The sequence below is a fragment of the Microcystis sp. LSC13-02 genome, assembly GCA_002282935.1.
Lineage (GTDB): Bacteria > Cyanobacteriota > Cyanobacteriia > Cyanobacteriales > Microcystaceae > Microcystis.
Window position 1 is genome coordinate 1 of sequence record MTBT01000018.1, and the last position, 11925, is coordinate 11925.

Below are 11925 nucleotides of genomic sequence, written 5' to 3' on the forward strand. Positions count from 1 at the left end.
TTATCAGTTATCAGTTATCAGTTATCAGTTATCAGTTATCAGTTATCAGTTATCAGTTATCAGTTATCAGTTATCAGTTATCAGTTATCAGCTATCAGCTATCAGCTATCAGTTAAGCTAAGACGCATTTAAAGCGCTTATTCTTAAGATTAGCCGAATCTCCCCCAATCCCTTTACTGTTGCCTCTTGCCTCTTGCCTCTTGCCTCGTCTGGCCCAAGCAATTTAAATTACGAACAGCTTATCAGAGTTGAGCTTTCTTTTCACTGATTACTGGTTACTGTTCACTGATTACTGAAAATACTTCCCAACTCCCACTCTGCAATAACTACTGGCAGCCAGAAATACGTTGGTTCCTTATCATACTTTGTGCTTTTTGTCAAAAAAACTTTTTCTTTGCAATAAAACTACACAAAAAAAAGATCATCGTTGCGGGTGAAATTGACTAATTTACCCGTCTTAATCAGGATTACCTTCTAGGTGTGGCAAGGGTTTCCACCATTGCTGCCCAAAAAAGCACAAAATAACCCATTATGAAATTCTATCAAATCGCTGTAACCATTGCAACATCGTTGTTAAATAAAAATATTTCTCAATTAATTGTTAAGAATTTATAAATATTGCGGAATGTTAATTTAAATATTCTCAAGCTTATGGAGTCAATAGATAATTTTTGCTTATCTTTGACAAAAAATAGAACTCCTGCAAAATCGAACATCTACAATTGGGTTAGGATTCAGTATTAAGGAGATTTATTTTTATTTATTCTTCCCAATTCCCCAATTCTTATGAGAGATTCCCTATCGAGCCATCTAAGAGTACAACAACATTGCCTCAATCAAGTTAAATTAGCCGTGAAAAAGCAGGGCTTTAGCAGTCAACGATCCTTAGCTAAAGAAGCTGAATTTAGTCTGGCTATTGTCAGCAACTTCCTGACGGGGAAACCAGTAGAACAAGCCACTTTTGCCCAAATTTGTCGTCGATTATGCCTCGACTGGCAAGAAATCGCCGCCCTGAATTTTCAGCTAACAGCACCCCCTCAAGACAAAATTCCGGTTAATTCTCCATCCAAGAGCGAAAAATTGGACATATTACCCCCCTATCCCAATGGGGCAGTTCCCCTTGGTTCCCCATTTTATTTAGAACGTCTTCCCCTGGAAGAACAGATAAGGCAGGAAATCAAGAAACCGGGGGCTTTAGTGCGGATAAAAGCCCCGAAAGAAATGGGCAAAACTTCCCTACTTTTGAGAATGCTCGATTTTGCCAAACAGCAAGGCTACCGCACGGTGAGTTTGAACTTAGAACAGGTAGACCAAGCGATTTTAGGTGATTTAAACCAATTTTTGCGCTGGTTGTGTGCCAATGCTGCCCGTCAACTACAGTTAAAACCACAATTAGATGAGTATTGGGATGAGGATTTAGGCAGCAAGATTAGCTGTACGGTTTACATTCAAGACTATCTCCTGGAATCGATTACCGCCCCCATTGTCCTCGCTCTCGATGAACTCAATCAGATTTTTGAACATCCCCAAGTGGCCAAGGATTTTTTACCGCTGCTGCGTTCTTGGTACGAAGAAGCCAAAACCCTACCTATCTGGCAAAAACTCCGTCTTATCGTCGTCCATTCCACAGAAATTTACGTCCCCCTGCAACTCAATCAATCCCCCTTTAACGTGGGATTCCCCGCACAGCTAAGTCATTTTAGTCTTGAGGAGGTATTGCAATTAGCCCAACGTTATCAACTCACCTGGGAAAATCAGGAAAAAGTCAAACAATTGATGGAGCTAGTAGGAGGACACCCAGCTTTGGTGCAAACCGCCCTCTACTATCTCAGTCGGGAGGAAATAACTATGGCGCAAATACTAACCAGTGCCACCTCCGTCACGGGGATTTATGCCCATCACCTGCGACGCCATTGGGCGGTATTAGAACAACAGCCTGAACTAGCGAAAGCCCTCGATAGAGTGATGAGCGCGGTGGAACCCGTACAATTAGACCCAATTCTCGCTTACAAACTCAGCAGTATGGGACTACTCAAACAATCAGGAGATAAAGTAGTACCCGGCTATGAATTGTATCGACGCTATTTTTTAGAGGTGAAATCCTCTATCAGTTATCAGTAAAAAGTAAACAGTTATCAGTGAACTGATATAGCAGTTATCCTAATAGTGAGGTGCAAATTCTCTGGTTTTGGGGAACGCCGAAACTGAGGAACGGTCAACATTAGTCGGTCGTCTGGGGATGATGCCAAATCCAGTCATACTTCATCTTGATGAGAAACGCTGTAACTCGCATCTGATAACTGATAAGTAGGGAGGTACAATTATTTTTAGGATGGGTTAGCGCACTTCGTAACATGATCGGACGTTGGGTTTCATGCTTCAACCCAACCTACGTTCATCTTATATTTAATTCCACCCACCCACTTAACTGATAACTGATAACTGATAACTGATAACTCACATCTGATAACTGATAAGGGAGAATCCTATGAATATGTCAATCAAAGATACTGTCCAAAATACTGTCAACGTTAGTAATTTTAGTCGCTCGCAACTCGGTCAACCGGATGAGAACAATTTATATAAAGCGGTCGCCACAATTACCGAGGGACATTGGCCGGAAAATCTTTCGGGATACGTTTTTATCGTCTGTCCTTTTCATAGAAAAAATGACCGTCATTTGTTCTCTGGCGAAGGTGTAATTATTAAATGGGACTTGCAAGGGAAAAATAATCAAGTTAACGTTTACAGTAAAAAACTGAAAACTTGGGATAGTTTTTGGCGAAAAATTTTACCGATATTTAATATTATTAAAGCCAATTTTCCCGCCGTGATCAGCATTTTGGGTTCTTCGGAAATAGCGAATACTGCTATGGTTAAACTAGAAAAAGTTTCCGAAGATGAACAACTAGAAGAAACCAGATTAATTCTCACCGCCGATGCGGGACGTTACTGGGAAGTAGATCCCGTTTCCCTTGATACTATCACTCCGATTGGTTATTTTGACCAACATCTTGTTTCCGTGCCTTTGTCTTTTTTCCCCGTCCTAGAAAATACCGCTCATCCCTTCTACGATAAAAAAACCCAAGAATTTATCACCTGTGAATTAAAGCTAAAACTTGTATCGGGAGGTATGTTAAAAGATTTAGATAACTCGGTGTATATTGTTCTTTGGGATCAACAAAAACAACTTAAACCTTGGAAACTACAGGGAACTATCCTTGATGGTAGTCCCCATTCGGTTATCGTCACCGAAGATTATATCATGATTCCCGATATGCCTTTTCAGATGGGAGTAGCCAAACTATTAGGTATCAGAATCAAGCCAGAAGAAACCTATCCGAAAACTCAAATTTATCTGGTTAAACGTCAAGACCTCAAGGAAGAAGAAACCACCGTTCCCTCGCAATTAATTACCTTCAATGGCGACAGTTATCACTTCCTTTGTAATTACCATAGTATCAACGGTCAAATTCAGCTGGTGGCCATCCAAAACGCCACTATTAGTTTAACCGAAGCGATCGAAAAAGACGATATCCAACATTTTACTGGTCAGAGTTATCCCCCCGAATACCACGGCATTCCTTGGATGTTTCCCTTTGACCCCGGAGTGCTACGCAAAGTGGTTATCGAAGATGCCAGGGTGATAAGCGAACAAGCTTTCATCCATCCGGGTTGGTTCTTTACCTGTCTCTACACCGCCGACCCACGGGAATTGGAACAGGGATACAGCGCCATTTATCAGGTTTATTCCGGTTATGTGCGCGAATTAATCTGTCGTCGTCAGTATATGGATTTTCGCGACCAAAGTAATCGCATCCTCAGCGATGCCGAACTTCCCAGTCATGACTTGCCCTCGGTATTAGCCAAGGTTCCCCTCGATAAGGATTGGAATCAGTTAACTGAACAGATTAGACAAGAAAAAAATGCCAGTGATACTCATGTATCACATTTAGGTCGGGAACTACTGGATTTTTATGTTTGTCCCGATGGCTATATTTTAGATAGCATTCAGTTTATTCCCCAAGAACAGGGCTATCTATTTACGACGGTTTTAACCCCGACCAGAGTATTAGAAGCTTGGTTATTTAACCCTGACAATCTCAAGGACGGACCGATTGCTAAACTGAGCTTACCGGAAGATGTTCACTTTGGTTTTACCTTGCATTCCGAGTATTTCGAGCAGGTGCTGCCTTCTCCCCGTCCTTCCGTCTCACAGGTAAATCGAGTTCTTTCGGCCTTGCGGAGTCTTGTCTTGGTTCCCGTAGAATTTTTCTTGGGGAGACCCGCAGCCATTTACAATCGCCAAGCAAAAAATTGACACTCCCGCGCCTAGCGGGGATTCTTAAGAGACGTAAATCCTTAAAGGGTTAGCCAAAAACCCGCTAGACACTCGCTCAAAATTGAGTCTGTGCTTACTTTTAACCAAAATATTGGCACTACCATTAATATCGGCTGAAACAAGATGTCTGTTCTTTGTTTGATACAATCCCCGCTTAACCCTTCTACCAGAAAAATTCTGTTTGATGGGGTTATCGGCATTGTAAATAGGAATCTCATCTTGACCGTAAAAACTAGCTTTAGACGAATAAGACTCCTCTTGTTCACAATACTCAATTCCGTATCGAGAACACAAAGCTTTGAGCTTTTGTCTAAGTTGCCAAAAAGGTATCTGAACAAAGTTTTGATTGTTGGAACGTCCAATATTAATCTCTTGTTTAATACTTGGATTATACCCAACTACCAACTTGCCTATTTGATGGTTCAAGCAATGGTTAATTATTATTCGAGCGGATTTATTCAAATAATCTCGAATAGAATCATTACGCCATTGATTAAGCTGTGCTTGTTGATTAGTCAACTCTTTAATGCCTTGCTTATCTTTGGCAGATTGAAGTTCAGCATTACGCTTGTTGTACCACTGATTAATGCTTTTAAGTCTTTTTCCATCAATCAAAAATTGATGCCCCTCAGTGTCAAAACAAGCTGCCAAGTTATCAACCCCCAAGTCAATAGCTATTGCTTTTTCGGAGTCCACAGATGTTTCTATTGCTTCATCCTCATAAATGTACTCGATTTCAAACCATCGAGCCGAGTATTTGGGATGTATTCGTACCTCCTTAATATTCTTGTCTTTCAGTCTTTCTGGGAGTTGGATTTTAACTTCGCCATATTCTTTTTTAAACTCTCTAGACATGGGAATTGCCAACATTCCATCTTTGAGTTTAATTCGAGGAATAATCAAAGGGAAATATCCCTCTTTAGACAAGTATTGGGGCAGTTGTGGTCTTTGGTCACATCTCCCTATACTAATTGCCTTAAGCAGTCCCAAGAAAGACCGCATACTTCTATCTACTACCTTCATCGTTTGCTGAGCAATATCGGTATTCAAAAGCCGATAGTTTTCATTAGATTTGCAAATATGGTAGTTAGATTCGTAGGTCAAACGTTTTCTTTCAGCAAAGAAATATTGCCGACATTCGTACAACGCCACATTAAAAAGATTCTTACTCAAACGACACAAAGCAGTCAGGGCATTAAATTCCTGCTGATTAAGTTGTCTAAGTTGGTTCTTTTGAGTGGCGTACATAGTTAAGATTGTTTCGCTGTATCTCTAGCATATAGCGAAACATCTTAAATGCCAAGCCGTCCTAAAAGGACGGGGTTTCAAACCCAATTTTTCGATGATTCTTCTCAACGGATACGACATTCTTGCCCAAATCTACGAAAGTGTTAACTCAGAAGTCTATCGGGCCATTCGCACCGCCGATAATCAACCCGTTATCCTCAAAATCCTCAAGCAAGAATATCCTACCACCCAAGAACTAACCCACTACAAACAGGAGTATAAAACCATCTGCGGCCTGAACTTCGAGGGGGCGATTAAAGCTTATGGTTTAGAAACCTACCGCAGAACTCCCGTGATTATTTTGGAAGATTTCGGGGGCATATCCTTAAAAAAATGGCTAGAGGGTAAACCCTTGGCCCTAAGGGACTTTTTAAGCCTTGCACCCCGAATAGTGGCTAATTTAGAGAAAATTCACAACGCCAAGGTTATTCACAAAGATATTAATCCGGCCAATATAGTTCTTAACCCCGAAACCGGACAAATTAAAATCATCGATTTTGGCATTGCCAGCGTCCTGCGGCGGGAAAATCCGGGGCTAAAAAATCCCAACGTCCTGGAGGGGACTTTAGCCTATATTTCTCCCGAACAAACCGGACGGATGAATCGCAGTCTCGATTACCGCACGGATTTTTATTCCTTGGGCGTTAGCTTCTACGAACTGCTCACCGGACAATTACCTTTTCCAGCTAAAGATGCTTTGGAATTAGTTCACTGTCATCTGGCTAAACAACCTTTGGAGATTAATAGTCTCGTCAGGGAGAAAATTCCCCCGGTGGTGGAGGCAATCATCAGGAAACTGATGGCTAAAACCCCCGAGGAACGATACCAAAGTGCCTATGGTATTCGGGCAGATTTAGAAGAATGTTTAAGACAACTAGAAAAAACGGGTAAAATTGAGGATTTTGTCATCGCTAGGCAAGATCTAGCTAATCAGTTCCAAATTCCCCAGAAACTCTACGGCAGGGAGGCAGCAATCGCCACTCTCCTCGCTGCTTTTCAACGGGTAGCCACGGCGGATAAAAACTCCTCTCACACCGAACTGATGCTAGTTACGGGTTATTCTGGTATAGGTAAAACCACCTTGGTTGGGGAAATTTATCAGCCAATTACTGAAAAACGCGGCTTTTTTATCTCTGGTAAATTTGACCAGTTTCAGCGCAACACTCCCTACGCTGCCGTGGTTAGCGCTTTGACTCATCTGGTCAAGCAACTTTTGGGGGAAAGTCAACCACAACTGGAACTATGGCGACAAAAACTCCTAAAGTCTTTGGGGACGAATGCACGGGTTATTATTGATGTGATTCCTGAACTAGAATTAATTATCGGTCCGCAACCAGAGGTGTTACAATTAGGAGCGATCGCTACTCAAAATCGCTTTAATTTAGTCTTTAAAAATTTTATTCGCGTCTTTTGTTCCCCAGAACATCCCTTAGTCATCTTTCTCGATGATTTGCAATGGGCAGACTTGGCTAGTCTTCAGTTGATAGAATTAATTATGCTCGATGGCGATATCGACTATTTATTTTTAATTGGCTCCTATCGCAGTAATGAAATTAATTCCACCCATCCCCTAACCGCTACTCTCGATAAATTAGAGCAGGGGGGCATAATTATCAATCAAGTTATTTTAAAACCTCTGGGACTTGAACAGGTCAATCAGTTAATTGCCGAGACATTAAATCATTCACCAGAATATGTGCAATCTTTGGCCGCTTTAGTCTGGCAAAAAACCCACGGTAATCCTTTTTTTGTCAATGAATTTCTCAAAACTATCTACCGGGAAAATTTGCTATTTTTCCAACCAGGGCAGGAAACAACCACTAAAATCGACAATAATAGGGGCTATTGGCAATGGCATCTCGGCCAAATTCAAAGGATTGGCAGTACCGATAATCTGATTCAATTTATGATGGGCAAAATGCAGAAATTGCCCCCCGAAACCCAGGAGGTTTTAAGTTTAGCGGCCTGCCTTGGAGCAGAGTTTAATTTATATAGTCTGGCAATAATCTCTGAAAAATCACCTTCAGAACTTTTACCAATTTTAAATTATAGTAGCGAAGCTGGTTTGATTATTCCCCTCTCAGAATTAGATGAACAATTACTGATTCAAGAATATAAATTTGCTCATGATCGCATTCAACAAGGAGCTTACGCTCTCATCAAAGACAGCAAAAAATCTTTAATTCATCTAAAAATTGGTCGCCTACTTTGGCGGAATACTGCTGCCAATGAATTATCGGAAAAGATTTTTAAAATAGTCGATCATCTCAATCTTGGTTATCAACTAATTAGCGAGGAAAAAGAACGAGAGTTAGTGGCTAACTTGAATTTACTAGCAGCCCAAAAAGCCAAAGCTGCCAATGCCCAAATCGAAGCCTTAAAATATATTAAAATTGCTCAAAAACTTCTTAAAAAATCAAGTTGGAAAAATAACTATCAACTGACTTTAAATGTTTATTCTGAAGCCACAGAAATCGCCTATTTAACTGGGGATTTTGAGCCGATGCAGTGCTGGGCTAATCTCGTATTAAAACAGGCAAAAACAACCCTAGATAAAATAAAAGTTTATGAAGTCATTATCGAAGCTTATCACACCCAAAATCAAGAACTAAAAGCGGTACAAATTGGTTTATCTGTCCTCAAAAGCTTAGATTTCGAGATTCCCGAATCCTTACAATCATCAGATATTCAAAAAGAACTAACTGAAACTCGACAAAGATTAGCAGGTAAAAATATTGAGGATTTAAGTAATTTACCGCCGATAAATGAGGAAGAAAAATTAGCAATAATGAAGATGGCGACTGCCATATTTCCTCCTGTTTTTATTGCCGCCCCTCATCTCTTACCCATCCTAGTATCAAAACAGGTTAACTTATCAATTGAATACGGCAATAGTTATCTAGCGGCTTTTACTTATGTCAATTATGGCTTAATTCTTTGTGGTATTTTAGAAGATTGGGAAACGGGTTATCAATTTGGAAAACTGGCTTTAAACATCACCGATAAATTTCATGCCAAAGCCCTGATGCCGAAAATAATTGCCGTCTTTTCCGCCACTATTAGTATCTGGAAAGAACCAATTAAAAATTCCCTGTCTTTGTTAAAATCTTCCTATCAAACTGGTTTAGACATTGGGGATCTCTACTACGGAACAACCTGCGCCTATCTTTACTGTTTTCATTCTGCCTTTATTGGACAGGAATTAACAGAATTAGCCCAGGAAATAGCTAATTATGATCTGGCTTTTGTTAAGCTCAAACAAGAAAATACTCGCAACTATCTAAAAATCTACGGACAAACAGTTTTAAATCTACTGGGGCGCTCGGAAAATCCCGGTAATTTAGAAGGACAATACTATCAAGAAACTCTTATGTTACCGTATCATCTAGAGGCTAATGATCTCTACGGACTCTGTGCTTTATTTGTTAATAAATTATACCTTTGTTATTTATTTGGACAGTACGAACAAGCCATTGAAAACGCTAAACAAGCCGAAAAATATCTGGGGGGAGCCACCGCCACTTTCTTGATTTCTCTGCATAATTTCTATGATTCCCTCGCCCATTTAGCTATTTATAGTCATCTGGACAATGACCAACAAAAGCAAATATTAGAACGAGTGACGAATAATCAGAAAAAGCTGCGGGAATGGGCTAATCAAGCACCCTCTAACTATCTCCATAAATTTTATTTAGTGCAAGCGGAAAAAGACCGGGTGCAGCAATCCTATCTAGAAGCCATAGAAAACTACGAACTAGCCATCGCTAAAGCCAAGGAAAATGAATACATTAATGAAGAAGCACTAGCTAACGAACTAGCGGCGAAATTCTATCTAGATTGGGGTAAAGTAAAAATTGCCAAAACCTACATCAATGAAGCTTATTATCTCTATTCTCTTTGGGGAGCAACAGCTAAAGTCAAAGAGATAGAAAGCCGTTATTCTCAGTTAATGGTCAATAATTATGGTTCCAATTCCCTGACCGAAACTAGGAGAACTCCCACCAGAAAAAATTCAGTTAGTCATGCGGGAGAACTGTTAGATTTAGCCACGATTATGAAGGCCTTCCAAGCCATTTCTAGCGAGATAGTTTTAGATAAATTACTCGCCACCCTGATGAAAATTCTCATCGAAAATGCTGGGGCGCAGCTGGGCTATCTTATCCTAGAAAGTGGCGGACAACTATTGATCGAAGCCTCCGGTTCGGTGCAGGAAGATGGGGTGACAGTCTTTAAATCTAATGCCATCGAAGAACATCTTCCCGTCTCGATTATTAACTATGTAGCCCGGAGCGGTCAAACCGTTCTTAATGACGATGCTGCCCATGAGGGCAATTTTAGCAATGATTCCTATATTAAAACCCATCAAACCAAATCCCTGCTCTGCACACCCCTCCTCGACCAAGGACAACTGCGGGGAATTGTCTATCTAGAAAATAATCTCACCGTTGGGGCTTTTACCCAAGAAAGATTGGAAGTGCTGCAACTGCTCTCCAGCCAAGCGGCGATCGCAATTACTAACGCCAAACTCTACACCGAAATCAAAGCCAAACAGAGACAACTAGCGCAATTTTTAGAAGCCATGCCGGTGGGGGTATTCGTCCTCGATGCTGGCAGTCAACCCTATTATGCCAATCAAACTGCCCAAGAGATTTTAGGAAAAGAGATAGTTAATATCACCACGGCTAATGAGTTGGGGGAAACCTATCAGTTATATCAAGCTGGAACCGATCGATTGTATCCCACAGAATACCATCCGATTGTCCGAGCTTTAAGGGGGGAAAAAAACACGATGGATGATCTAGAAATTCACCAAGGAGAGAAGATTATTCCCCTAGAAGTGTATGCCACGCCCGTTTTTGACGAAAAAGGAGAAATTATCTATGCGATCACCGCTTTTACCGATATTACCGAACGAAAACAGGCGGAAGCGGAACGGATTCGCTTTACCGAAGAATTAGCCGAGTATAGCCGCACCCTAGAACAGAAAGTGCAGGAGCGCACCCTAGAACTCAGCCAAACCCTAGAAATTCTCAAGGCCACCCAAGCAGAATTACTGTTTGAAAATGAACTGCTCAGAAGTAGCGAAGAATCTAGCACCTTTGACTACCAAGTGGGGGGCAGTTTACCCATGGATGCCCCCACCTACGTGGTCCGCGCCGCCGACCGTTATCTCTATAAAGCCCTCAAACGCGGCGATTTTTGCTATGTCCTCAATCCCCGTCAAATGGGCAAGTCTAGTTTAATGGTACGCATGATCGATCACCTCCAACACGAGGGCATCTGTTGCGCTCCCATTGATTTAACCCGTATCGGCAGTGAAAATGTCACTCCCGACCAATGGTACAAGGGGATAGCCTTCGAGTTAGGGCGACGTTTTGGCCTGCTCAAAAGGGTCAATCTCAAAGCTTGGTGGCAAGAACGGGAAGATGTCTCGGCAGTACAGCGCTTGGGCGAATTTATCGAAGAAGTGTTATTGCTGGAAGTGGGGATAGTGGAAGGTTCTCCCCCGAAACCGATCGCGATTTTTATCGATGAAATTGATAGCGTTTTGGGCTTAAATTTCGCGGTTAATGACTTTTTTGCCCTGATTCGTTCCTGCTATAACCAGCGTGGTTTTAACCCGCTCTATCGGCGTTTGACCTTCGCTTTCTTCGGTGTTGTCACCCCCTCCGATTTAATTACCGACCACCAAATCACTCCTTTTAATATCGGTCATTCGATTCAATTGGAGGGTTTTAAGGAACACGAAGCCCAGCCTTTACTGCGCGGATTGGCCGAGAAAGTTAGTAACCCGCAAACTGTCTTAAAAGAAGTCTTTGCTTGGACAAACGGTCAACCTTTTCTAACGCAAAAACTCTGTCAGTTAATTCGCACCGCTGCCGCACCGATTCCCCCCAATGGTGAGGCCCCCTGGATTGAGGACTTGGTACAGAAGAAGATCATTGACAATTGGGAAGCTCAGGATGAACCGGAACATCTGCGGACTATTCGCGATCGGCTTCTCAACAGTCATCGCTCCCAGTTGCTCCTGAGACTCTATGAACGGATTTTAAGGGAAAAAGAGGTGATTGCCGAGGATAGCCCTCCAGAAAAAGAGTTACTTTTATCGGGGTTAGTGATCAAAGACGAAGGCCGGCTGCGGGTCCATAATCCCATCTATCAAGCAATCTTTCACCTCCATTGGCTGGCCCTGGCAAAATCAACCTATTGACATCCTCACCGCCGTAAACGGACGGTGATTCCCAAACCTCACGATTTAGGTTTCTGCTTCTTTCCCTTGCGGGGTTTCGCACCTG

Annotated in this window: 4 protein-coding genes; 3 read left to right on the plus strand and 1 reads right to left on the minus strand. The window is 41.7% G+C overall.

What is annotated here, in order from left to right; translation table 11 throughout:
- The first annotated feature begins 786 nt into the window (after positions 1-786).
- Both BGL89_RS01270 and BGL89_RS01275 read left to right on the plus strand, forming a co-directional pair.
- The gene (locus BGL89_RS01270) at positions 787-2121 is read left to right on the plus strand and encodes an AAA-like domain-containing protein (protein WP_286823844.1); all 1335 of its coding nucleotides are present in this window, start codon (positions 787-789) and stop codon (positions 2119-2121) included.
- 367 nt (positions 2122-2488) lie between these two features.
- A complete protein-coding gene (locus BGL89_RS01275; protein ID WP_286823846.1) occupies positions 2489-4321 on the plus strand; it encodes a carotenoid oxygenase family protein in 1833 nt (610 codons plus the stop codon).
- A 24-nt stretch (positions 4322-4345) separates the two neighbouring features.
- Here BGL89_RS01275 and BGL89_RS01280 read toward each other — a convergent pair whose 3' ends face one another.
- Positions 4346-5590, minus strand: a complete 1245-nt coding sequence (locus BGL89_RS01280; RefSeq protein ID WP_286823848.1) for an RNA-guided endonuclease InsQ/TnpB family protein — start codon at positions 5588-5590, stop codon at positions 4346-4348.
- Positions 5591-5684: 94 nt separating this feature from the next.
- Here BGL89_RS01280 and BGL89_RS01285 point away from each other — a divergent pair, with 94 nt between their 5' ends.
- A complete protein-coding gene (locus BGL89_RS01285) occupies positions 5685-11840 on the plus strand; it encodes an AAA family ATPase (RefSeq protein ID WP_286823849.1) in 6156 nt (2051 codons plus the stop codon).
- Positions 11841-11925: the final 85 nt, after the last annotated feature.

What these genes read in the sequence shown, in the direction of transcription:
- BGL89_RS01270 (WP_286823844.1), top strand. Translation starts at nt 787, where the DNA reads ATGAGAGATTCCCTATCGAGCCATCTAAGAGTACAACAACATTGCCTC.
- BGL89_RS01275 (WP_286823846.1), top strand. Translation starts at nt 2,489, where the DNA reads ATGAATATGTCAATCAAAGATACTGTCCAAAATACTGTCAACGTTAGT.
- BGL89_RS01280 (WP_286823848.1), bottom strand. Translation starts at nt 5,590, where the DNA reads ATGTACGCCACTCAAAAGAACCAACTTAGACAACTTAATCAGCAGGAA.
- BGL89_RS01285 (WP_286823849.1), top strand. Translation starts at nt 5,685, where the DNA reads ATGATTCTTCTCAACGGATACGACATTCTTGCCCAAATCTACGAAAGT.